This is a genomic window from Paenibacillus endophyticus, assembly GCF_014192395.1.
Classification (GTDB): Bacteria; Bacillota; Bacilli; order Paenibacillales; family Paenibacillaceae; genus Pristimantibacillus; species Pristimantibacillus endophyticus.
The window spans coordinates 53,890-76,095 of the sequence record NZ_JACHXW010000008.1; the positions used below are offsets into that span (position 1 = coordinate 53,890).

The window sequence follows — 22,206 nt, forward strand, 5'->3', positions numbered from 1 at the left end:
TAGAATCTATTGGATACTAATTTGTATAACCATTTTTTATCGTACTCATACATGTTTGTCCTTATATTTGAGCAAACTAAGGGTGACTAAGTGGGAGTTACCCTTGTGCAAACAAAAAGTTTGCGATTTCGTCACTGATTTTGGTTTACACTTTTTTCGCCAAACGTTATAATGATCATTAGAAAATCGGGTCGCAGCGAGAGGGGGATATTATCATGGCACGCATGTATCGGGTACTTGGCTTTTGGACCCTGGTAATCGGACTAATGGCTTTCGCAGGCCATATGACGGAATTTGCGCTATTGTTTTTCGCGCAAGCCGTTGCTTTCGTATTTCTAGGCTACTTGAATTTCTCCGAAAGAACTTACATCGTTATGTTCTGGGGATATATGATCATTTCATTCGTGGGTTTCACGTATTGGTCGGTCTTCAAGATGGACTTGCCGTTCTAACCAAAGCACAAGCGCATTGGCTTCAGGCAGGTCGTTCCCAAACTTTCAAGATGTACGGAGTATAAGTAAAGTAGCAGCAGTCGCTGTACATACTTGTATGGACAAGGTGAAACGGCTGCCGCCGTCCTTGGCGACACGGCGTGTTTCATTCCGAGAAATATAGGGAATGCATAGCCTAAGGATATACATTCCTATATTTTGAGAAAAGGTGCCAGTCCTTCGGACTGGCACCTTTTTCATTGGATGAGCAGCAGCTATGGTTTATCCAGAATCATTACCTTAAACGATTCGCTCATCTGATCGCTAAGCAGGAGTTGCCTTATCGCGCGATTCTTACGCGCTTCCTCGCTGAACGGATCTGGATTATGGTGATTTTGCAGCAGCTCCAGCACCCCATTCTCCAGCAGGAACTGCTTTTGCGTCATGTAGCCTTTCGTTTTCCAGCCATTTTCTTCAGCTTCGTTGCGAATAAACGAAAAGGGAACATGCGAAGTAATATCCTGCTCCCCCGCTCTTATATAGGGATTATCGCCCACCGTGTGCCTCCAATAACAAAGCAATGTTCCATCCATCCGATGCTCAGCTGTATATTCTGCAGCTTCATGGCCGTAATCAATAATAATCAGCCTTGACCGCGCAAGCACATGACTTAGCTTCGTTAAAAACTCGGCAGCATCCGCATGGATCTCCGTGCGCTGCCCTTCCTTAAGGACAATGCCGTCCCTCACCAGCCAGTTGATGATCCTATGGTCCTGGATGGGCATCTGCACCTCAAAGAAGCCGGATTCCGCGTCACCAGCCACTCCTAATTCAATTAGTCGTCCATTCATTCTGGCCACGCGACGAACAGGGAAAGCATCTAGAAGCTCATTAGCGACCACCAATGCCGGCTCTCTAAGCCAGCTTGCTTCCCATGCGTCATCGGAAGCTCCAATGATCGGGTCCAAGTCCGTCAAGTTCATCTCGGCGAATGCCAATCTTGCCGCTTCCCTATGTGTAGGATGATTCTCAATAAGGATCGGACGAAAGTTTCCTGTTTCCATGCTGTCTTTCCGGTAAGCTGCAGCCATTTGTACCGACAACCTGCCTGTACCCGCTCCCCATTCAATGAGGTTGATTGGCTCGTTCAATGTTTTTGAATAAGCATGCGCATAACTCACTAATACTTCAGCCAGGATTGTCCCAATGCCTGAGCTCGTATAGAAATCGCCTTGCTTTCCCACTCTTGCTTGTCCTGAGCGATAATAACCGAATTCGGGATCGTACAAGCAAGCACGCATATAATCAAGGAAAGAAATACACGGTACTCGGAGCAGGCAGCCCTGCGAATCGACATAGGTTCCGAATTGGCTGGATGCCGCAATGCTTGCCTCGATTACAGCCGAAAGCTCTTTTTCGCGCATGATATGGTTCATCCTTTTCCAATTGTAAGATATAATAGTATGGATTGCCGCATAAAATGAATGCTGAGGAGGGACGATGCCGTTGACTTTGCCAGCCAAGCGTAATCGTATTTCCATAGCAACTACGGCGATGTTGCTTGTCACTTGGCTCCTGTTTCCATTTACCGCATGGGCAGAGCCCTTATCGGTTGATGAGGCGGATTTGCATGCCCTGCTTGAAAAAAGCTTATCCGTCGTTGAGATCGATAAAGAGATAACCCGAATTGGGGAACAGAAGCAGCAGCTCTTGCTGACCATGACGGAAACGGAGAAGCAGCTTATGCTGCAGGAGCAGCAAATATCGGACAAGCAAGATGAAGCAGGCAGTGTGCTGCGCGCTTATTATATGGGTGAAAGAGACTTTCTGCTTAGCGCTCTGCTTTCGTTCAATTCGTTATCCGAGCTGTTCCAAATGCTCGATTATGCCGAAATTATTCTTACTCATGATAAGGATACCTTGAATACATATGTGGATCAATACAAGAAGGTTAAGGTTGGCTACCGGGCTCTTGAAACAAGAAAAGAAGAATTAGTCGCTGTAGAGAACCAGCTACGCGAGCAAAAAGAACGCGTGCTTGCGCTTGAGAAGCAGCTGGATCAGGAACTGGCCGGACGTTCCGATGCTGAAAGAATTCGAATACTAATGAATGAACTTACCTCCTACTGGGAGTCGGCAGGCATCGATGAGGTCAAGCAGTATTTCCGTGCGCTATCCAAAGCGATGCAGAAGCTGCCAGGCTGGGTTCAGGACAATAAGGATTTGTTGGAGATTAAAGGCTTCCAGTATACCATCCGGGTGCCTGAAGATGAACTGAACTCATTTTTGCGCGAGCAGAATCCCATCTTTGACAACTTTTCATTTGAGTTTATTGACGGAAAAGTAATTGCTCAAGGCAAACGAGAGAACATGGCTATCAAAATCACTGGTCATTACACCGTTGAGAATGATCCGAAGAATGCGATCCTGTTCCACGTCGATGAGCTGCTGTTTAATGGGTTCTCTTTGCCCGATACGACAAGGAGCGCGCTGGAGAAGGAATTTGATCTTGGCTTCTACCCGGATCTGATTGTTTCCTTCCTCAAAGCGAATTCTGTTGATATGAAAGACGGAGAGCTCACCATCAAGCTTAGCTTGAAGCTATAGGCTGCGTTTATCATTGTCCGCGTTAAAAAGAGCCTGTTCTCTATTTCAATGGAGAACGGCTCTTTTTATTGGGCAAGCTGCTGCAAAGCATCAAGATAGGCAAGTAAATCCAATCCATCTTTAGAATATGTTGTCCACAGCTGCTCACGCTGCTGCCATTTGTCAGGCCAATACGGATCTGGCAGCGGCAGCGGCTTATTTGATTTTTTTGCTTCAAGAACCGAGGTCCACCAGCTCGGCGGGATGCGCACTTGCTCGCTTTGCAGGGAGCTGTTGAACGCATATAGGGAAGCTCTCACTGGTAATTGCCCGGACTGGTCATAGCTGAGCTGCTGGTTATTCACATCCGTCATTTCCTGAATCCAAAGGATTGCTTCATCTTCGTGCCGGCTGCTCGAAGAGATGGCAAAGCTGCGCCCATTCAACCACGGATCTTGAATCTGCTCGCGGTTAACCCTTAGTTTGCTTTGGATGGCCTCATCTAATTTCTCGTAGTCATTCCAAGTAAGAATCGCTGCGAGAAGTTGATCCTGATCGAATGCTTCCTCCAATGATGATGTATCCCCGCCGTCAAGGCCGCTGACTTTTGACTGAAGCTCCTGGTACCAGCTTAGCTGAGACATCTGACTCTCATTTAAAGGCAGCACTTGGAGGCTGTTGTTTTGCCCGTTTTGAAACGCAGATAGCCATGCCATTTGTTGATACAAATCGCCTGGGCTCCAATTGACAATGCTTGCTCCGGCATGCAGCTCGATCACCTTTAGCGCAGCTGCCTGGTAGGATGGCCAATCGGTAGGCGGCGCTTCAAGATCTGCTTCTTCGAGCAGCTCCTTGTTCCATACAATCAAATAAGGATTCACATCCTTCGGAACAGCCCATAAATAGCCGTTCCATTTAAGCGGCTCGAGTAAGCCAGTCATCTGATCGGATAGCGCATCACCAGTCATGATGCTGTCAGCAGGCTTAAGAAAGCCACGGACGGCATACGGCCTAATCCAGCCGTTGCTAAGCAGCATAATATCTGCAGCCTCTCCTTGCTGGCTTTGAAGCGACCACATGCGATAGGCGTTCTCCTTGGAGGCCTCGTTAGCCAGCTTAACCTGTATATGCGGATACTTCATCATGAAATTGCTATTCTGTCTTTCCAGCTGCTCGAACTCGGCATTTGTTAAGGAAACGTTTACATGTATGTTTGAAAGCTGATCGACCACCAATTCACCAGGTACGGGCTGAACGTTCGATTTGCCATCGGGTTTGCCGACGCTCGCAGGGTTAGCATTTCGTGAGAAGGGGATTAACAGCAATGCGGCCAGCAGTAGAGCGCCAAGTAAAAAAGGCACGTATTTTCTGGGAGTCACAGCTTTCTTCCTTTCTTCCTTAAATCTACTAAAAACAGGATAACAATAAAATGAAGGTTTGTCCAAATGAACCTCATCACTCCTTGTTTTATGATGCAAAAAGTCCCCTCTTAGCGAGGGGACTCATGAATTATAGGAGGTCTGCGGCGAGCTGTGCCAATTTCGAGCGCTCACCCTTCTCCAGCGTCATATGACCGCTGGTTCCTTCGTTCTTGAAGCGTTCTACAATGTGAGTCAAGCCATTGCTTATCGAATCCAGATAAGGATGATCAATTTGCTCTGGATCACCCATTAAGACGATCTTGCTCCCTTCACCGACCCGTGACACGATCGTTTTCACCTCGTGCTTCGTTAAGTTCTGCGCCTCGTCAATAATAATGAATTGGCCCGGGATAGAGCGGCCTCGGATATAGGTCAGCGCTTCAACTTGAATACTGCCCATGCCCATCAATATTTTATCGATATCACCCGACTTCTTCGTATCGAACAAATACTCCAGATTATCATAGATCGGCTGCATCCAAGGCCGCAACTTTTCTTCCTTCTCCCCCGGCAGGTACCCGATATCTTTGCCCATCGGAACGACCGGACGCGCGATCAGCAGTTTTTTGTATTTATGCTCATCTTCCGTCTTCAAGAGGCCCGCTGCAAGCGCCAGCAGCGTTTTACCTGTGCCCGCCTTGCCTGAGAGCGTTACGAGCGGGATATCGTCATTCAGAAGCAGCTCCAGCGCCATCCGCTGCTGCGCATTGCGAGCCGTGATGCCCCATACCGGATCGTTGCTTAAATATAAAGGCTCAAGCCTTGCGCCATCCTGGCTGACCTTGAGCAGCGCCGACTTGGACGTTCCCATTTCATCGCGCAATATAACGAACTCATTGGGATTGAGACGAATGTTCAAATGCATGTTGTTAACGGTCAGAAACCGATACGTATAAAACTCATCGATGACTGCCGGATGCACGTAAAGAGTCATATAACCCGCGTAAAACTCGGATGACACGACCACTCTGTCAGACAAATAATCCTGCGCCTGCAGCCCTAGAACATCCGCTTTTATGCGAACCAGAACATCCTTGCTGACGAGGACGATGCTTTGCTTCTCCTCTTCATTTTCTTGCTCTATATGATAATTTAGCGCTACCGCCAAAATCCGATTATCATTGGACATTTCACCAAACATCTCTTGGACTCGAATAAAGCTCCGATGGTTCAGCTCTACTTTAAGCAAGCCGCCGCTAGGAAGCTCTATCCCTTCGTGAAGATGTCCTTTCTCTCTCATCTTATCCAGCAAACGAGAAATTTGGCGCGCATTGCGGCCAAGCTCATCAGCCAACCTCTTCTTTGAGTCAATTTCCTCCAACACGACCGCGGGAATTATGACTTCATTATCTTCGAAAGCAAAAATCGCTTGCGGATCATGAAGCAGCACATTTGTATCGAGCACGAATATTTTTTTCATGAGAACCCTCCCGGCGTTGGATATCATTAGAGGCCATACATAGCAAATCGCTGCTGCGGGTACACTATGGCGGACAAGTAACTTTCGTTTTCAACGAGAAAAAGAGGTGGCAAACATGTTCAAATGGCTTACTTCAGCGATTATTGTTGCGATTGTAGCGACAGGTTGCAGCACTGTCGCACGTAATGAGACATCACCCTCTCCACGAAATAATGGCCGTGTCCAGGCTCAGCAAACCGAACCGAGAAAAAAAGAAATCAAAAACTCGGAGCAGGTTGCGGCACATCTGGAACAGTTGGCCAAAGGAATTGACGGAGTAACGAACGCGCACTGTGTCGTGTTCGGGAATACAGCCATTGTCGGCATCGATGTCGATGCCAAGATGGAGCGTTCAAGAGTTGGAACCATTAAATACTCGGTTGCCGAAGCCTTTCGCAAAGACCCTTACGGCATAGATGCACTCGTTACGGCAGATATGGATCTTTCCCAGCGAATCAATGAAATCGGTGCCGACATCAAGCGCGGAAGGCCCATTGCCGGCTTCGCTGAAGAAATGGCCGATATAATGGGAAGATTGATTCCACAGCTGCCACGTGACATTATGCAGTAGAGCCAAAACAGCAAGCAACCCTAAAAATGAATAAGAAATTGTAAATACAACCCTAAAGACACAAAAAGCCTAGTGAACATACCACTAGGCTTTTTTCATAGCCGCAGAAACTTGTACAACCAAGTTGTCCACAGCGAGGTTCTTATTCGGTTTATCGCACGCAAGAGTAGTGGACAAGCACGCGGCGTCAATCATTGCGTCCTCTGCTCTTGGAATGCTCGAGGTCCAATCGTCAGAATCCATATCCATGTTGAGCATAGGAACGATAGCTTGTTCAGACAAAACTGCGGTCGTTAGCTTGGATAGTTCAGATACGGTATGGGTCATTCGCATGACCTCCTTCTGGACAGATTCTATATTGGCCTCTGTAGTTGTATTATATCTAACATATTAACGGACGTCTACGGTTATTCAGCCAATTTTGATTGAAGCGCAGCCCGTGCTTCATCAAGCTTCGCATCATCCAAATAGACATAAGGGCTTCTCCAGGTGCCTTCAAGCGGAATAAATGTAATATCAGCCCGGCTAATGCCTATATAAGTTGACATCATATTTTTAATTTCCTTGGAAGGCATATCCATCGTTAAGTTATTGCCGACTGCTTCAATCAAAGATGGGATTTTAGTTACGCCACCGAATGATTTCAATTTGTCGGTAAGCGCCCCGATGACTTTACTTTGACGTTCGTTGCGTTCAAAGTCGCTTGACATGTTTTTGCCGTTATTGGACTTCCGATAGCGTACGAAATCGAGCGCTTTCTCGCCGGTTAGCACCTGTAAGCCTTTTTCCAAGTCAATATTCGTGCCATCTGCACTGTCCTTGTATTTCATGCGCATGTCAACGTCCACTTCAACGCCGCCCATCGCATCGACTACATCGGCAAAACCTTGAAAGTTGATAACAGCAGAATATTTAATATCAATGCCGAACAGCTTGCTCATTACATTACGAACCTCTTGCTTGGCATCCGCATACGCTGCTTCTTTTTTCAGCTTTTTCTCGTTTAGCGCATTCATATAAAAATCTGCATAAAAGCTATTTGCTTTGCGCGCCCTGTAACCATCAACATCTATGTTGGAATCACGGGGGATCGTTACAATTGTCGCCGATTTCGAATTCGGGTTGAATACGGCAACCATCATGACATCCGTGTTCAAACCTCCACCGTGAGATCTTGCGTCTATGCCCATCAGCAGCATGGCAACAGACTTCTTATCTACCGTTTCACCGGCAGGTATGTCGACCTCATTATCGACAGGTGACGATATATGGTCAACCGCTTCATCTGCTTTAAACACTAAATAAGCAAGTCCAGCAGCCACGATAAGGAGTATCGCGAACAGAAGAACAAAAAATACTTTAAGCACGGAGCGCTTTTTGCGCGGCTTTTGTTTTTTTGGTTTTGCCGGTTGGCGCGAACCCGTTCTTGGAGGTAATGTCGTTGTTCCTTTACTCATATGCTCCACCTTCAAGTTCAGTTGTATTTAGGATTGGATTCAATGTCCGAAAGCAGCTGCTCGCCACGCTCAAGTGGATAGAATTGCAGTTTCGTCCTTCCATCCTTCTCGTATTTGACATGAATCATCGTATCATCGGTCTTCGTTATCGCGTAATTCGACAAACCATGGTCCTCAGTCAAAATCTGCTCGAAAAACGTCAGCGTATCCAGCGCGGCTTGATCATCAGGCCTGGCAATGGCAACGAGTTTGATTTGAAGCCAGTTGAACAATGCGTCCTCGAGCTTCATTTGCCGGATTCCGCTTCCTGAGGCGAACGGCGTGCAGCTTTATTGTCTTTCCACTTGTCATAGAGCTGCCGCCCTCTCAGCATCAGCATCATAAGAACCGCCACGCCCATGCATTGAATAATGGGAAGCTTATCCACCTGGAGAATCATCAGGACGAAGGAACCGAATGCAATCAGCGCGTACACCAATATTTCTTTGAATAACGGCAATTTCTGCTGAGCGCGAAACACTTTGTTGAATATGTATATTGTAAAGCCGAGAATGATCAAATACGAAATGAGCTTATGGTCGCTTAGCCATGCCTGCATGCCGCAAACCCCCTTCAGTGAATGTTAACGGCTTTCGCCGTCATTTAGTTGCAACGCAACGAGGAATTGGGTGAAATATAAGTGGGATTATAAGCTTCATCACTTATAATCCCACTTATATTCTTAAAGAAAACGTAAGGCTTTGCATAGGTGCAAAACCTTACGTTTGTTTAATGGTTTGCTCTTAGACGCTTGCTTGAGCATTTTTGCGGTTTTTGTCCGCACGCTCGCGCTCGCTCTTATTCAAGATTTTTTTGCGAAGACGAATCGACTTCGGCGTAATTTCGCAATACTCATCATCATTCAAGTACTCTAGCGCTTGCTCTAGGGAGAATAACCGAGGGCTCTTCAGCGTTACGGTATCATCCTTACCAGCCGAACGGATGTTGTTCAATTGTTTTACTTTACAGATGTTAACGATGATGTCGTTCTCGCGCGTATGCTCGCCCACGATCATGCCCTCGTAAATTTCAGTACCCGGCTCCAAGAACTGAATGCCGCGATCCTCAACGCCCATCATGCCGTAGAATGTTGATGTACCGTTCTCGCTTGCAACCAGAACGCCTTGGTGACGTCCGCCAACCCCTGAACCTGCAAGAGGTCCGTAGCTGTCGAAAGCATTGTTCATGATGCCGTAGCCGCGTGTCAGCGTTAGGAACTGTGTACGGTAGCCGATCAAGCCGCGAGCTGGGATTTTGAACTCAAGACGAACTTGGCCATTGCCATGGTTAATCATATTAAGCATCTCAGCCTTGCGTGTTCCAAGACTTTCCATTACAGCGCCCATGCTTTCTTCAGGCGTGTCGATTAGTAGACGCTCGTAAGGCTCTTTCTTCGAGCCGTCAATTTCTTTGATGATAACTTCAGGCTTGGAAACTTGAAGCTCGAAGCCTTCACGACGCATGTTCTCGATTAGAATACCAAGGTGAAGCTCACCGCGGCCTGAAACGACGAATGCATCAGGGCTATCTGTTTCTTCTACGCGAAGGGCAACGTCCGTCTCAAGCTCTTTGTAGAGACGCTCGCGAAGTTTACGGGAAGTAACCCATTTTCCTTCACGGCCTGCAAACGGGCTGTTGTTGACTAGAAACGTCATTTGAAGAGTAGGCTCGTCGATTTTGAGAACTGGCAATGCTTCAGGCTTCTGCGGATCAGCAATCGTTTCACCGATATTGATCTCACGGATACCCGCGATTGCGATGATATCGCCTGCGCCAGCTTCTTCGATCTCAACGCGCTTCAATCCAACGAAACCGAATAGCTTCTCGATACGGGCTTGCTTATTGCCGCCTTCGCGAGTCATAACGGCTACCGTTTGGCCTTGTTTAATAATTCCGCGGTTTACGCGTCCAACAGCAATACGGCCAAGGTACTCGTTGTAATCAAGCAAAGTAACGAGGAATTGCAACGGCTGCGTTACGTCTTCTGTTGGAGAAGGAATGTTGCTTACGATCGTCTCGTAGAGTGCTTCCATGTTCTCGTCTTGCTTCTCTGGATCCATGCTTGATGTACCCATTAGCGCAGAAGCGTATACGACCGGGAATTCCAACTGCTCGTCGTTAGCGCCAAGCTCGATGAAGAGGTCAAGAACCTCGTCTACTACCTCTTGAGGTCTAGCGTTAGGACGGTCAATTTTGTTTACGACAACGATTGGCGTTTGGTTTGATTCAAGCGCTTTGCGCAATACGAACTTGGTTTGCGGCATACAGCCCTCGAATGCATCGACAACCAATAGCACGCCGTCAACCATTTTCATGATACGCTCAACCTCGCCGCCGAAGTCAGCATGTCCAGGCGTATCCACGATGTTAATCAAATAGTCTTTGTAGTTGATCGCTGTGTTCTTAGCCAAAATCGTAATACCGCGTTCACGCTCAAGATCGTTTGAATCCATCGCGCGTTCCTGAACTGCTTCATGGTCGCGAAACGTTCCTGATTGTTGTAGCAGTTTGTCAACCAATGTTGTTTTACCGTGGTCAACGTGGGCAATAATGGCGATATTCCGTAGGTTCTCTCTTGCTTGCATAACTAGTAATCCACTCCAATTGTTTTTTATTTAAAACTTTTACCAACGCTTGCGTTTGCTTAGCATCATCCAAACACCTGCTGCAATCAGCGCAACGGCAATCGCATAAATCCCCCAGCTCCATAGGAGCACAAGAACGACAAACACAGCCGACGCGGCAGCAAGCGCAATGGATGCCGAAAGCACAACACGCGGTCTGGATGAACCGAACAAATAATATTCGTAAAGGCCTGCTGCTACACCAAAAATAAACAACGGCCACAAATATTTCAAGCTATCCCATCCAAAAAGGTTGCAAACGACAAACAGCAGGGCATATACGACGAGCATTCCGCCTGGCACAAGCACAACTGCAGGAACTAATCTGCCGAAGTATAACACATGCAGAAGCACTCCGGGGATTAAAACGAGCAGCGGCCAAAAAACTGCGCCCAAAAAGCTGAATACACCTAACTTGCCCAACAAAATAACGAGCCCGGCTAACAGCAAAATAATTCCAGTGGAATATTTGTTATTAGGCATTCGCGCTTCCGCTCCTTACAACGCCAATCGCATATGTTGACGAAAGACGACAGTTTTTATCTATATTAGTTTATAGGAATTGTTCCGAAAATACCAGTACGTAGCGGGGGTCTGCACAAAAAAAAACCGAGCCGCCCTATTTTTCCCGAGCGGAACGGTCAATAAACGTCAAAATACCGGCTTTTTTTGACTATGGCAAGTGCGATGACGAGTGGCACGCAGAGCAAAGGTATCGCTTCGGCAAGCGTTTTGGACCCGTGGAACAACAGCTTGTTCAATCCCGGGTCATGCATTAGCATTTCGCCGGCGGCATAAGCGAGCAGCGCAGCGCCGATGTAAGACAGGGCAGGATACTTCTGCAACAGCTTGCCGAGCATCTGGCTCCCCCATATAATCATCGGAATGCTAAGCGCAATGCCGAGCATAATCAGGATCGGATCTCCTTCAGCGACAGCCGCAATCGCCAAGACGTTGTCTAGACTCATAACGAAGTCCGCCACTACGATGGTCCAGATTGCCGCGCCGATTGTTTTCGCCTTTTTGACTGTATGGTTATCCTGTTGTCCGCCTGCCTCAGCAAGCAGCTTCACCGCGATATAGAACAACAGCAACGCGCCAATCGCTTGCAAGAAAGGCACCTGGAGCAGCTTGATCGCCACCAAGGTAAGCACGCACCTAAGGCCAACAGCTGCGGCTGCTCCCCACCAGACCGCTTTTTTTCGCTGCTCCGGCGGCAGCTGGCCGCTGGCCATCGCGATAACAATGGCGTTGTCTCCGCTAAGCAATACGTTAATAAGCACGATTTCAACAAAAATGATCAGGCTGTCCAAACCGCATACCCCCTCTCATTCAGATGTATGTACAAGCTCGACTGAATATGTCCGAAAAAAAAAGGAATCTAACGCCAATGCTGGTCGTATCATTGTACAATCCAAGTCGTAATTGTTAATGGAAGGTGGGCCATGATTTATGGATCTATTTTCAGTCGAGTTTTTCTCGGCACTGTTGACGATCGTATTCATCGATCTGATCTTGGCCGGGGACAATGCCATCGTGATCGGACTGGCGGCACGCAACCTGCCGAAGGAGCAGCAGAAAAAAGCCGTGATATGGGGGACTGCGGGAGCGGTTGGCATACGGGTAATTGCCACGTTGTTGGTCGTGCAGCTGCTGAACGTGCCTTGGCTCAATCTGGTTGGCGGACTGCTGCTTGTATGGATTGCTTATAAGCTGCTCGTGCAAGAGGATCCCCATGACGGGATCAAATCCGGCAATACGCTCTGGCAATCGATTCGGACGATCATAATTGCCGACGCTGCTATGGGCATCGATAATGTCATCGCGGTTGCCGGTGCCGCGCATGGGGATACCTTGCTCGTCGTGCTGGGGCTCATTATCAGCGTGCCGGTTGTGGTTTGGGGCAGCACGATCTTTATTAAGTTAATCAACCGCTTCGCATGGATCGTTTATCTCGGCTCCGCGGTGCTTGCTTACACCGCCGCCAAGATGATTACGCACGAAAAATCTTTTAAAGCTTTTTTTGAGAATCCTTTTTATTTATGGGCTTTTATCCTACTCGTCGTCATTATCACGATCTTAGCCGGCTTGTTCACCAACTACTATAGAAAAAAGAAGCATGAACAGCAAAAAAGCAGCGAATCCCTATAAGGGATTCCTGCTTTTTTGGCATGCTCAAGGATGCCCGATGCTCCACTCTCCATCGACTTCAAGCAATTCAACGAATATCGCCCGCTCATCCGGGGTTCGGTTGGGTGTATGAATGGCGAGCAGCAAACGCTCTTCAAAGGTGTGAAAAACCATCCCATGACCGCCATCGTTCCGGTACAGCGCTTGCTCAGAATGAATCCATGGACCTGTCACGAGACCCGATTCCGATTCCGAGATCCCGAGCGCATATTGATTGTCAATGAAGCTTGCCCAAAGCATCATGAGTTTGCCTGACTTCGAAGTGAACAGATAGGGACCATCCGTCACAAAGTTGCTTCTCTCCGGAAATCTAGGCGAAACATAAGGGGTCGTCCAAGCCGCCTGAGACGCGGTAAACAGCAGCACCGGCTCCGAAACGGCTTCTTTTAAATCGCCGCTAAGTCTAACTGCACAAATTTCGCCATCGGCAACCTGCTGCCATTCATGGCAGAATACCATCCAAGGCTGTCCCTCCGCATCTATATATAAACTCCCGTCTAATGAGCTCCAGCTGGCAGGCGTTACAGGACCATCGCTTAATGGCTCGAAAGGCCCTAATGTGCTATCGGCCATCAGTACCGCTGTCCCAAGAAAGCCATTATCTAATCTCCTGAAAGTAGCGAACATATAGTAGCTGCCTCGATAGGAATAAACCTCGGGCGCCCAAAAGTTCGTATCCGCAAAAAAATCAACGGAAGGTCGAAAAACGGTAAAAGGACCTTCCCAACTTATCAAATCCGTGCTCACATAAGCTTCGAATCCTGTTCCTTTTCCCCATATATTTTTATCTGTGCTGCCGTACAAATAATAGTTGCCTTCCTCTATGACAGGCAATACATAGGGGTCTCTGATTTGTATTTGATCAATGGTGAGCATTGCGCGCACTCCTTTCTTTTCTTATCGATAGGCGGGGTTTATTATGCCGATATCTGTCCCTTTGACAAAAGAATGATTTTCATAATACTGCTGTTCATTCCCTTTTATTTGGAAATTCAATTCCTTATCGCCATAGTTGACCACGCCTGAAACAAGCCTAGTGCTCATCCCGACGATGCCCTTCAAGCTTCCATCACGCGCTGTTAGGATTCGGATGCCGCTAGGAAAGGACATGCAGCGTTCTCCATCCTTATAAATCTCGCAGCGGAGTCTCGTATTTACGAGTTCAAAGGTAACGCCATCGACTATGCGGCTATAGCCGGTCTCTCCCGCCAGCTCTTCCCCATGATCCATGTCATAAGGAAGCAGTCCCGTAAACCAAAGCTCGCCAGCCGGCGTAGGCAGGATGCCGCATAATCGCTCCACGTAATCAATCAAACAAAGGATGGAAGGTGAATAGGTCTCTGTAAAGCCCTCATCCCCTGTCCATGGGCTAATAGCCTGGGAGAAACGCGTAGCTTTGGCAAAGGACGCAAGAATCGGATAGATGATCCACGTAAGCTCCACATGGCGCCCATGATGCTCAAAGGCATGTGGCGTTCTGATTAAGCTGAGGAAATTCGATGGGCCGCCCCAGCTGTTGTAGCTCGAAAATGGATCAAATCTCGGATCATCCATTGCCAAGGACGTAAACGGATATTTAGCAAAAAACTTGCTCGTATTCAACAAATAACGCTTCAGCATCACGTCAAAGAACTCCCGTTCTCCAACCTCGCAAGCCATCACGCGCAACAACACATCCGACTGCACGCGCACCCATTCATCATTTCGGTCGAGGTCATAGAAAAAGTGATCCTCCTGGTCAAAGCAGTGGCGGAACAAGCTGGATAGGCTCTCCTTTGCTTTCGCGAGCCACTCGTCTCCAGAATGACCGAGCTCCTCGGCTATTCTCGCTAAGTACAAGCGCTGGCAATACATATTGGCCGTTAAATCCGGCGCAAGAAAAGGCAGGATTGGTGAATCCGGATTGAATTGGGAAGCATCGCCTAAGTGCGGGGTATCGGGAACATGCCAGAATCGCGGCGATAGATCATGCCCGGTGTCAAACGTACTGAAAGCTTCCACGCAGCCGCTGCCTCTCGTGTTGCGATTGGCGGCAATCCACACATCGTAGCTGGACATTGCGTCGTACATCGTCTGGAGAAATGACTTGTCCGGCTGATTCAGCTTGTAATGATTCCACACGCTGCGCGCAAGCGGCGTCACGAGCTGAATTTGCCGGTATGACGGCCCCTGCTCCGTTACTTTGTAGGGAATCAACCCGTCCTCCCGCTGGTTCTTTGCAAAAGATTCGAAAGTACGCTCCGACACTGACGGGATAAACCGAGACAGCAGCTCTGCATTAATGGTTCCTGTGCTCTCAAGCCAGCAGCCCAGGTAAATTCCCCCTTCATGCAGAATCGGCTCCTCACCTCCCGTCGGCACGATGCAATCCAGCAGCTTCTTTACGGCAGCATAATAAACCTGCTCCAGCTTGCCTGAACGCGCTGAGAACTTTACTCCCGAGCGGCTCCATTCCTCGATTACTTTTTTGTCAGATGATTTCCTAAGCTCCCCGATCCGCGCTTCAACCGAAACCTCGCGAAGCTTGTGCAGCATCCCATCGTTCATTATTTTCGCCTCGCCTTCTATTTCTTTCATGCAGGACGCATAGCCATTATAAGAAAACAGGCTGCCGCAGGGCAGCCTGTTCTCGTGGACACAGCTATTTATCATGCCGTGCTTATTGGTTGTTATTAAAAATTTTCAACGTACCGTTATAGAAATCTTTGACTGCTGCATCTACTTGCTTGCGCCCGAAGCCGATTTCATACATCGTCGTTTCGGCAAGCTTGGAATATTCGGAGAAGCCTGGCGGATTGTAGCTGACTGCGAACGGCTCCGTCTTCGTTGCGGAAGATACCCGGCTTGTGTAGTCGTATACAATTTTCTCCACTTCGTTCGCTTCTGCCTCAAGCAGTGTACGATTGGCTGCAGTTACGGGAACCCCGCGGTCATTACCCAATGTTTTGGCAACATCAGGGTCATTGATAAAGAAGCTTAGCAGCGTGGCAACCTCCTTCGGGTGTTTCGACTTTGCATAACCGGATAAGCCCTGGCTGGATTCAAATACAACGCCAGTCCCTTTCTCGCCTCTTGGCAGCTGGACCATGATCAATTCATCCTGCGTCAGCCCTTGCAGCGCAGCCAGCTGGTTCGACGGAATCAAACTCATCGCTACTTTGCCCGTAACCACCAAGGATTTGCTCGTATCACCCGGCGGATTCGATACTTGAAGCTCGGATGGTACGACTCCGCCCGCTTTGGAGGTATCCTCCCAATACTGGAACCATTTCAGCGCGTCAGCTTCTTCAAAGCCAAGCGTCCCTTTTTCCATATCGTAGAGCTGCTTCCCTTGCTGCTTTAGGCCGATGTCCATCCCGTCGATCGACATATTGTAGGTGCCATAAATACCGCCGCCGAGCTTGCTGGAGATATCTTTGCTGACAGCTGCAAATTCCTGCCAATCCCAGCCATCCTCAGGGACCGGCATTCCCGCTTTCTCAAACATCGTTTTATTGACAACGATGCCGCGCGCGTTGGCTCCTGCCGAGATGTGAAGCAGCTTGCCCTTAATGGTACCGTACTCCACCATCGATTTATCCATATCGCTTAAGTTCAGCTCGTTGCCGACATATGGCGCCAGATCGAGAAGCACTTCCTTGTTGGCGTAATCCACGACATTGCCACCTAAGAAGAAAACGTCTGGGGCCGTGCCCGAAGCCAGCTGCGTGTTAAGCTTGTCGAAATAACCCGTAGATGGCGCAAACTCTCCGACTACCTTAATGTTCGGGTACTTGCTTTCGAATAATTTTAACGCTTCATTCGTAATATCCGCTCTTTTTTGGTCTCCCCACCACATCATGCGAAGCTCGACCTGCTCGCCTCCTGCCGCATTGTTCCCGCCATTGGATGGTTGGCCATCAGAAGCGCCTCCGCTGCCCGTACCTCCTGAGCAGGCTGCCGTAACGACCATCAGCAAGCCCAAAGCCAGTGCCGCCATTCTTTTTTTCATCATGCTTCCCCCTAATGAATTAGTATGAATCCGTTCTCAAAATCAATGCTACCCTTGATTGTGCCCAATCGGAATTTGATTCCTTCGGTTGTTGACTATCATTTTTTTTGGAATCGCTTTAGCGCTCCTGTGAGCTACTTCAATCCGGTCGTTGCAATTCCATCCAAGAAATAGCGCTGGAAAATAAGAAAAATAAGTGTGATCGGAACGAGCGAGAGAGCAGACATTGCAAGCAGCGCTCCCCAATCGGATTGTCCTGTCGGGTCGAACAATGAGCGGATGCCTAGCTGTACAGTGAACAGCTTGATATCGCTCAAGTAAATCATTTGGCTGAAGAAATCATCCCATGACCAAATGAACGTGAAGATCGCTGCAGAAATTAACGCGGGAACCAGAAGCGGCATAATGATGCGGAAATAAATTTGTCGCTGGCTGCACCCGTCGATCGTTGCGCTCTCATCAAGCTCTCTCGGTATGCCTCGGATAAATTGAACCATCATCAAGATAAAGAAGGAATCATGAGCCAGCCATTTTGGCAAAATGAGCGGAAAATACGTGTTAATCCATTGCAGCTCATTGTAAATGACATACTGCGGAACCAGCGTCACATGGTAAGGCAGCATGATCGTGACGAGCATAAGCGCAAACCATAGCTTCTGGAACTTAAAATTCAGACGCGCAAAGGCAAAAGCAGCGAACGAGCACGTAATGACATTTCCGAGCACGCTCAATATCGAAATCAACCACGAGTTTGCAAAAAAGCGGCCAAACGCAATGCCCTGAAACCCTTGCCAGCCTTTGATGTAATTGTCGAGCGTGAACGACGAGGACCATAACCCCGGTTCAGTAAAGATAAGCTCGTTCGGCTTGAAGGAGCTGCTGATCAACCAAAGTACGGGATACAGCATCGCAATGCCGAAGAGAATAATCAACGCATGCTTCGTAAATCCCCTTAATCCTGATGCTTGAACCATAATGTTTATCTCCCCTCTTTGCTGTCGCCATAAAACACCCAATACTTGGAGGTCAAAAAGATAATGCCTGTAAAGATTCCGATAATGAGCAGCATAATCCATGCCAGCGCGGAAGCATATCCCATATCGAAGAAGGAGAAGCCCTTCATGTACAGATACAAAGTATAGAACATGGTTGCGTCAAGCGGACCGCCTCTGCCGTCCCCGATTACGAATGCCGGCGTGAACGCTTGGAAGGAATTGATGATGCTCATGACCAGATTAAAAAAGATAACCGGCGACAGCATAGGAAGCGTTATGCGGAAAAACTGCCTTGCCTTCCCCGCTCCGTCCACCTGCGCCGCTTCGTAAAGATCGGCCGGCACCTGCTTAAGGCCTGCAAGGAAGATGACCATCGCTGATCCGAATTGCCATACCGAGAGCGTAATAATTGTGTGCACGATATAGTCGGGATGGGAGATCCATGACGGCCCTTGAATGCCGAACCAGCTCAGAAACTGATTGACCAGCCCGTTGCCGTCAAAAATCTGCCGCCATACGATTGCGATCGCCACGCTGCCGCCGAGAAGCGATGGAATGTAATATACCGTCCGGTAAATGCCGAGTCCGCGTATCCCTTTGTTCAGTACCATCGCTACAAGCAGCGCAAAAGCCAAGCGAAGCGGTACTGAAATAAACACGTATTTGATCGTCAGCCACAAGGAGTTTCTAAAAGTATCGTCCTCCTTGAATATTTCCATATAGTTGGCAAATCCAATCCATTCTGGCGGGGTTAGCAAATTGTATTTCGTTAGCGATAAATACAGCGAACCGAGCATCGGTCCGAGCGTGAGACAGAAAAAACCGATTAACCATGGGAGCAAAAAAGTATAGGCTGTCAAATTATGCTGGCTGCCTAATGCCTTGCGGCTTGATTTCATCGCGAATACCCCTCTCTTACTGATGTAGTTCCATCATAAGGGAGGGGTGGATTCGGTTGAATGCTAATTTTTCGGGTGTTCGCTATCGTTTTTTTCAGATGGGCGCAATCGGAACTCGGAAGGCGTCACGCCGTACATGCGCTTGAATTTCGAGCTGAAATAGCTCGCGTTCGAGAATCCTGTCAGCTCTGCAATGTCCCAAAGCGTTAGCGTCGTGTTCTGCAAGAGGTGGATCGCTTCCGCCATGCGCGTCTCATTCAAATAAAAAATGAAGGTTTTGCCTGTTTTGGCTTTGAAAATTTCCGAGAAATACGATGCATTGTAATTGAATTTCTCTGCAATCATCGACAAGTTCAGATCATACATATAATTCTCGTCGATAAACTGCTGAGCGGCCTTGATGAATAAAAATGGATCCGTCTCGTTCGACTCCATCTGCCGGTTGCGCTCTATTCTGTCCGCTATGCCCATCAGAAAACGCTCTGCCTTCTCGACACTGTCGAGGCTTAAGGTCATTTCCGGCCTGAGCCATAGCTGTTCTCCGCCTTCCAGCGCAGTATGCGACGCTTTGGCGATCGGCTCAAGCATCAGGTACAGCTGGAATATAGCTTTAACGAAGCGCGGCTGCGAGCCATGAGCGGCAACCAGCTCTTGCCTGACGGCGGCTTGAAACGCCGCGAGCTCGCCGCGCACCAAATACCGCTCAATAACCTTTATGGCATGGTCAGCTTGCTCGCCTTGCGCGGCGCTGCTTCGTGCTTCATCCTTGCTTCCATCATACGGCAGGCTCCAAGCAAGCAGCGAGCTCATATAACCTTCTTTCCATTGCTTGAAGCCAGTAACGGCTTGTCCGACACCGATCCTCAAGTCGAACCGCATCAGGCTTCTCACATGGTCCTCCAGCGCTTCCGTAAATGTCCGGATAAGCTCGGCATCCTCCCGGAGGACGGCATGCATAAGTCCCGGATAGCTCAAATCCCGGAATACCTGCATCAACGCATGCTGCATGGACGCACATTCCCTGACTACCATTTCGAAAGGAAGCCGGAATGCATCCTCTGCCCGGTTATTCTTCCCTGCTGGCCCAGCCTGGTCCTTCAAGCCCACCGTCAAAAACCGCACCTGGCCCATGTTCCACTCTTCCAGCTCAAACAACCTTGATCGCTCCAAAACCAATGGTGCTTGCACAAGCTCCTCTTTCACCAGATGAACGATGAAGTGCTCCTTCATCTCCTTGTAATATTGGGATAAACGCCACTGGATCAGTGCAGCCTGGTCCTCGTTACTCCGATCCCTGTCCAGCTCGTTTCGAACGCCTTCCAAGGATTTCGTCAGTTCATCCCTCGTAACCGGCTTAAGCAAATAATCACGGGCTTGATTGCGAATGGCAGCTTTGGCATATTGAAAATCCTCGTATCCCGTTATGACGATTAGCCGCAATGAAGGAATAAGCTCATGACAGGCATCCATAAAAGTCATGCCGTCCATAATTGGCATATTCATATCGGTAATCACGACATCTATCGGCTCATTCGCCAATTTCTCCAGCGCCTCCCTTCCGTTCGATGCTTCGCCTGCAACATAGAAGCCAAGCCCCTCAAAGCTCACCTTTAACTGCAGCCCTTGACGAATTTCCGGCTCATCATCCACGATCAATACTCGGTACATGCCCATTCACCTCCTGTGCGGGTAAGATTAATTCAATTGACGTTCCTTCTTCGGATGAGGAGTCGATGCGAACCTCAAACAGCGATTCATAATAAAGACGGCAGCGCGAGAGCACGTTGCCAAGTCCGATTTGACTGCTTCTGCTTGTCAGTATTTGATCAAGCTGAGCCGTAGTGGAGCTCTCCAGCACCTGCCGCTTCTTCTCCGGTGTAAATCCCGGGCCGTTGTCAGAGACGACAAGATGGACCTTTCCTTCGGCATGCCTTACCGAAATATGAACCTTTGCTTCCTGCCGGTATGCGGCGCTGTATTTGACCGCATTTTCAATCAAAGGCTGAAAAATAAACTTGACTACCGAAAGCCTCTCCAGATTGCCTTCCTTCTCCATGGAGATGCACAAGCGCTCGCCAAAGCGAATCCTCAGAATGGAAATGTAATAATCAACGTAAAGGAGCTCCTCCTCCAGTCGAATAAGATCGTCATCCATCTTAAGCGAGAATCTCATCATTTTACCGAGTGACTCGATAACCTGCACCGTATCCTCCGTACGTTTCTGCATCGCAAGACTGCTCATCAGCTCCAGCGTATTAAAGAGAAAATGCGGGTTAATCTGCATGAGCAGCGCTTTGTATTCGGCTTGCTGCCTAAGCAGCTTCAGCTCGAACTCGGTCTTGATATGCTCCCGCAATTGATGCACCATGCTGCGGAAGGTCTCTGTCGCAAAGCCTACCTCGTTGCGCACGCTCCGCTGCGGCAGCAGCCTGCTCTCTGCGTTAGCGAAATCTCCCCGCTGAATATGTCGCATGGCGAGCACCAGCCTCGAGAGAGGCTTCGTAATGCCATGCGACAGCCAAGAGGCCAGAACCAATGACAATAGGAGTAGAATGCTCGCCACAATCCATATTGAGCTTCTCAGGCGGAATAGCTGCGCGTACAGGTCATCCTCGGATACGAAGCCGACGAGCATCCAATTCGTCTGCGCCAGCTTCTTGTATACCAAAATCTCTTTCTCGCCTTGCGCATTATTCATGTACAGAACGCCTTGCTTCCTCCAGCCCTGCCTAATTTCTTGCACCTGTGCCAGCATGTCCGAGCGCGTTTCGTAATCGGCCTGCGACAACATCGGTTTGCCGTTTTGATCCAGCAAATAAATAGTCCCGCTCTCCCCCAGATGAATGCGGCCGAGCGGCTCCAGAAAATAGTCAGCGCTTACATTGATCTTCATGACGCTTTTCGTCAGCGAAGGCTCATACGAGCCGATGGGCATAAGCATGCTTACAACCGGGTGTTTATTATTATTTCTTAATTCCGCTGCGTCTGTATGTGCCGAGATCCAATACTCTTCCTTGTTTTTGAAATTATTGTACCAATCTTCCTGCAAGAAAGAAGGATTCGTTACGACGAAGTTGCCGCTGCTGACCCACAGCCCTTCCTGTCTATAGATGGCAACGCTTGAGACGCTGGAGTAGCTGTTCGTCGTTTGCGTCAAAAACTGGCTCATATGGAAATGCGCCAAGTTGCGTTCCCCATCCGTAGCGCTCGGATCCGAGGCAATGGCGTTCCAGCTATTCGTTATATCGCTGTTGAACACAATGGAAGCCAGATCGTAAATCTGTGTTTGAACCATATCGATATAGGAACCGTATTCATCCATCTTTTCGAGAGCCGAGGATTCGATGTAAGAACGGATAATCGAACGTGACTGATTGAACAACAGAAATGAAAGCGTAACGAAGGATAAAACAAAAAGCAGCACAAAAATGGCGATCAACCGGCTTTTCAGCGAATAAAACATCAGCGCTTCTCCTCTCCTGCATGCCAATCAGCTGTTCCTTCCCAGCATTCAATCCATTTGCACTTCTTTCATAACCGATA

21 protein-coding genes are annotated in these 22,206 nt (G+C 48.5%); 4 read left to right on the forward strand and 17 right to left on the reverse strand.

Annotation, left to right across the window (positions count from 1 at the left end):
• Positions 1 to 215 precede the first annotated feature (215 nt).
• Complete coding sequence (locus tag FHS16_RS14855; protein WP_053375484.1) at positions 216 to 452, forward strand: DUF2626 domain-containing protein; 237 nt, start codon at positions 216 to 218, stop codon at positions 450 to 452.
• A gap of 254 nt (positions 453 to 706) precedes the next feature.
• Here FHS16_RS14855 and FHS16_RS14860 read toward each other — a convergent pair whose 3' ends face one another.
• Positions 707 to 1,855 (reverse strand): class I SAM-dependent methyltransferase, encoded by a 1,149-nt coding sequence (locus FHS16_RS14860; RefSeq protein ID WP_183563681.1) that lies wholly within the window; start codon positions 1,853 to 1,855, stop codon positions 707 to 709.
• A 76-nt stretch (positions 1,856 to 1,931) separates the two neighbouring features.
• Here FHS16_RS14860 and FHS16_RS14865 point away from each other — a divergent pair, with 76 nt between their 5' ends.
• Positions 1,932 to 3,038: a coiled-coil domain-containing protein gene (locus tag FHS16_RS14865; protein ID WP_183563684.1), complete on the forward strand. Its 1,107-nt coding sequence runs from the start codon at positions 1,932 to 1,934 to the stop codon at positions 3,036 to 3,038.
• Between the two features lie 65 nt (positions 3,039 to 3,103).
• Here FHS16_RS14865 and FHS16_RS14870 read toward each other — a convergent pair whose 3' ends face one another.
• Together FHS16_RS14870 and FHS16_RS14875 are read right to left on the reverse strand one after the other, a co-directional pair.
• Positions 3,104 to 4,396 carry an extracellular solute-binding protein gene (locus tag FHS16_RS14870; RefSeq protein ID WP_183563687.1) on the reverse strand — a complete coding sequence of 431 codons (1,293 nt, stop codon included), beginning with the start codon at positions 4,394 to 4,396 and terminating at the stop codon, positions 3,104 to 3,106.
• A 130-nt stretch (positions 4,397 to 4,526) separates the two neighbouring features.
• Positions 4,527 to 5,858 (reverse strand): PhoH family protein, encoded by a 1,332-nt coding sequence (locus FHS16_RS14875; RefSeq protein ID WP_183563690.1) that lies wholly within the window; start codon positions 5,856 to 5,858, stop codon positions 4,527 to 4,529.
• A 115-nt stretch (positions 5,859 to 5,973) separates the two neighbouring features.
• Here FHS16_RS14875 and FHS16_RS14880 point away from each other — a divergent pair, with 115 nt between their 5' ends.
• Complete coding sequence (locus tag FHS16_RS14880) at positions 5,974 to 6,468, forward strand: YhcN/YlaJ family sporulation lipoprotein (RefSeq protein WP_183563693.1); 495 nt, start codon at positions 5,974 to 5,976, stop codon at positions 6,466 to 6,468.
• 84 nt (positions 6,469 to 6,552) lie between these two features.
• On the opposite strand, the gene FHS16_RS14885 is transcribed toward FHS16_RS14880, so the two are convergent.
• The 7 genes from FHS16_RS14885 to FHS16_RS14915 all read right to left on the reverse strand — a co-directional run bounded on the left by FHS16_RS14885 (position 6,553) and on the right by FHS16_RS14915 (position 11,901).
• Positions 6,553 to 6,795 (reverse strand): hypothetical protein, encoded by a 243-nt coding sequence (locus FHS16_RS14885; RefSeq protein ID WP_183563696.1) that lies wholly within the window; start codon positions 6,793 to 6,795, stop codon positions 6,553 to 6,555.
• Positions 6,796 to 6,875: 80 nt separating this feature from the next.
• Positions 6,876 to 7,925 (reverse strand): LCP family protein, encoded by a 1,050-nt coding sequence (locus FHS16_RS14890; protein ID WP_183563699.1) that lies wholly within the window; start codon positions 7,923 to 7,925, stop codon positions 6,876 to 6,878.
• A 17-nt stretch (positions 7,926 to 7,942) separates the two neighbouring features.
• A complete protein-coding gene (locus FHS16_RS14895) occupies positions 7,943 to 8,215 on the reverse strand; it encodes a hypothetical protein (RefSeq protein WP_183563702.1) in 273 nt (90 codons plus the stop codon).
• Positions 8,212 to 8,523, reverse strand: coding sequence for a YlaH-like family protein (locus FHS16_RS14900; protein ID WP_183563705.1), 312 nt, complete (start codon positions 8,521 to 8,523; stop codon positions 8,212 to 8,214). Before FHS16_RS14900 ends, FHS16_RS14895 begins: the two co-directional genes overlap by 4 nt.
• Positions 8,524 to 8,707: 184 nt before the next feature.
• The gene (gene typA / locus FHS16_RS14905) at positions 8,708 to 10,549 is read right to left on the reverse strand and encodes a translational GTPase TypA (protein ID WP_183563708.1); all 1,842 of its coding nucleotides are present in this window, start codon (positions 10,547 to 10,549) and stop codon (positions 8,708 to 8,710) included.
• Between the two features lie 39 nt (positions 10,550 to 10,588).
• Positions 10,589 to 11,071, reverse strand: coding sequence for a hypothetical protein (locus FHS16_RS14910; RefSeq protein WP_183563711.1), 483 nt, complete (start codon positions 11,069 to 11,071; stop codon positions 10,589 to 10,591).
• Between the two features lie 158 nt (positions 11,072 to 11,229).
• Positions 11,230 to 11,901, reverse strand: a complete 672-nt coding sequence (locus FHS16_RS14915; RefSeq protein WP_183563714.1) for a TerC family protein — start codon at positions 11,899 to 11,901, stop codon at positions 11,230 to 11,232.
• 139 nt (positions 11,902 to 12,040) lie between these two features.
• Between FHS16_RS14915 and FHS16_RS14920 the strand changes: the two genes are divergently transcribed.
• Positions 12,041 to 12,739, forward strand: a complete 699-nt coding sequence (locus tag FHS16_RS14920) for a TerC family protein (protein WP_183563717.1) — start codon at positions 12,041 to 12,043, stop codon at positions 12,737 to 12,739.
• Positions 12,740 to 12,763: 24 nt separating this feature from the next.
• Here FHS16_RS14920 and FHS16_RS14925 read toward each other — a convergent pair whose 3' ends face one another.
• The 7 genes from FHS16_RS14925 to FHS16_RS14955 all read right to left on the reverse strand — a co-directional run bounded on the left by FHS16_RS14925 (position 12,764) and on the right by FHS16_RS14955 (position 22,126).
• Positions 12,764 to 13,654: a glycoside hydrolase family 43 protein gene (locus FHS16_RS14925; RefSeq protein WP_183563720.1), complete on the reverse strand. Its 891-nt coding sequence runs from the start codon at positions 13,652 to 13,654 to the stop codon at positions 12,764 to 12,766.
• Positions 13,655 to 13,675: 21 nt separating this feature from the next.
• The gene (locus FHS16_RS14930) at positions 13,676 to 15,325 is read right to left on the reverse strand and encodes an MGH1-like glycoside hydrolase domain-containing protein (protein WP_183563723.1); all 1,650 of its coding nucleotides are present in this window, start codon (positions 15,323 to 15,325) and stop codon (positions 13,676 to 13,678) included.
• A gap of 112 nt (positions 15,326 to 15,437) precedes the next feature.
• Positions 15,438 to 16,769, reverse strand: a complete 1,332-nt coding sequence (locus tag FHS16_RS14935) for an ABC transporter substrate-binding protein (protein ID WP_183564207.1) — start codon at positions 16,767 to 16,769, stop codon at positions 15,438 to 15,440.
• 134 nt (positions 16,770 to 16,903) lie between these two features.
• A complete protein-coding gene (locus FHS16_RS14940; protein WP_183563726.1) occupies positions 16,904 to 17,743 on the reverse strand; it encodes a carbohydrate ABC transporter permease in 840 nt (279 codons plus the stop codon).
• Positions 17,744 to 17,748: 5 nt separating this feature from the next.
• Positions 17,749 to 18,663: a carbohydrate ABC transporter permease gene (locus tag FHS16_RS14945; RefSeq protein ID WP_183563729.1), complete on the reverse strand. Its 915-nt coding sequence runs from the start codon at positions 18,661 to 18,663 to the stop codon at positions 17,749 to 17,751.
• Between the two features lie 63 nt (positions 18,664 to 18,726).
• Positions 18,727 to 20,331 carry a response regulator gene (locus FHS16_RS14950; protein ID WP_183563732.1) on the reverse strand — a complete coding sequence of 535 codons (1,605 nt, stop codon included), beginning with the start codon at positions 20,329 to 20,331 and terminating at the stop codon, positions 18,727 to 18,729.
• Positions 20,306 to 22,126, reverse strand: coding sequence for a sensor histidine kinase (locus FHS16_RS14955; protein ID WP_183563735.1), 1,821 nt, complete (start codon positions 22,124 to 22,126; stop codon positions 20,306 to 20,308). The genes FHS16_RS14950 and FHS16_RS14955 overlap by 26 nt, the downstream gene beginning before the upstream one ends.
• Between the last annotated feature and the right edge of the window lie 80 nt (positions 22,127 to 22,206).

What these genes read in the sequence shown, in the direction of transcription:
- FHS16_RS14880 (WP_183563693.1), top strand. Translation starts at nt 5,974, where the DNA reads ATGTTCAAATGGCTTACTTCAGCGATTATTGTTGCGATTGTAGCGACA.
- FHS16_RS14900 (WP_183563705.1), bottom strand. Translation starts at nt 8,523, where the DNA reads ATGCAGGCATGGCTAAGCGACCATAAGCTCATTTCGTATTTGATCATT.
- FHS16_RS14925 (WP_183563720.1), bottom strand. Translation starts at nt 13,654, where the DNA reads ATGCTCACCATTGATCAAATACAAATCAGAGACCCCTATGTATTGCCT.
- FHS16_RS14910 (WP_183563711.1), bottom strand. Translation starts at nt 11,071, where the DNA reads ATGCCTAATAACAAATATTCCACTGGAATTATTTTGCTGTTAGCCGGG.
- FHS16_RS14940 (WP_183563726.1), bottom strand. Translation starts at nt 17,743, where the DNA reads ATGGTTCAAGCATCAGGATTAAGGGGATTTACGAAGCATGCGTTGATT.
- FHS16_RS14945 (WP_183563729.1), bottom strand. Translation starts at nt 18,663, where the DNA reads ATGAAATCAAGCCGCAAGGCATTAGGCAGCCAGCATAATTTGACAGCC.
- FHS16_RS14920 (WP_183563717.1), top strand. Translation starts at nt 12,041, where the DNA reads ATGGATCTATTTTCAGTCGAGTTTTTCTCGGCACTGTTGACGATCGTA.
- FHS16_RS14875 (WP_183563690.1), bottom strand. Translation starts at nt 5,858, where the DNA reads ATGAAAAAAATATTCGTGCTCGATACAAATGTGCTGCTTCATGATCCG.
- FHS16_RS14855 (WP_053375484.1), top strand. Translation starts at nt 216, where the DNA reads ATGGCACGCATGTATCGGGTACTTGGCTTTTGGACCCTGGTAATCGGA.
- FHS16_RS14950 (WP_183563732.1), bottom strand. Translation starts at nt 20,331, where the DNA reads ATGTACCGAGTATTGATCGTGGATGATGAGCCGGAAATTCGTCAAGGG.
- typA (WP_183563708.1), bottom strand. Translation starts at nt 10,549, where the DNA reads ATGCAAGCAAGAGAGAACCTACGGAATATCGCCATTATTGCCCACGTT.
- FHS16_RS14890 (WP_183563699.1), bottom strand. Translation starts at nt 7,925, where the DNA reads ATGAGTAAAGGAACAACGACATTACCTCCAAGAACGGGTTCGCGCCAA.
- FHS16_RS14930 (WP_183563723.1), bottom strand. Translation starts at nt 15,325, where the DNA reads ATGAACGATGGGATGCTGCACAAGCTTCGCGAGGTTTCGGTTGAAGCG.
- FHS16_RS14895 (WP_183563702.1), bottom strand. Translation starts at nt 8,215, where the DNA reads ATGAAGCTCGAGGACGCATTGTTCAACTGGCTTCAAATCAAACTCGTT.
- FHS16_RS14935 (WP_183564207.1), bottom strand. Translation starts at nt 16,769, where the DNA reads ATGAAAAAAAGAATGGCGGCACTGGCTTTGGGCTTGCTGATGGTCGTT.
- FHS16_RS14955 (WP_183563735.1), bottom strand. Translation starts at nt 22,126, where the DNA reads ATGTTTTATTCGCTGAAAAGCCGGTTGATCGCCATTTTTGTGCTGCTT.
- FHS16_RS14885 (WP_183563696.1), bottom strand. Translation starts at nt 6,795, where the DNA reads ATGACCCATACCGTATCTGAACTATCCAAGCTAACGACCGCAGTTTTG.
- FHS16_RS14860 (WP_183563681.1), bottom strand. Translation starts at nt 1,855, where the DNA reads ATGCGCGAAAAAGAGCTTTCGGCTGTAATCGAGGCAAGCATTGCGGCA.
- FHS16_RS14865 (WP_183563684.1), top strand. Translation starts at nt 1,932, where the DNA reads ATGCCGTTGACTTTGCCAGCCAAGCGTAATCGTATTTCCATAGCAACT.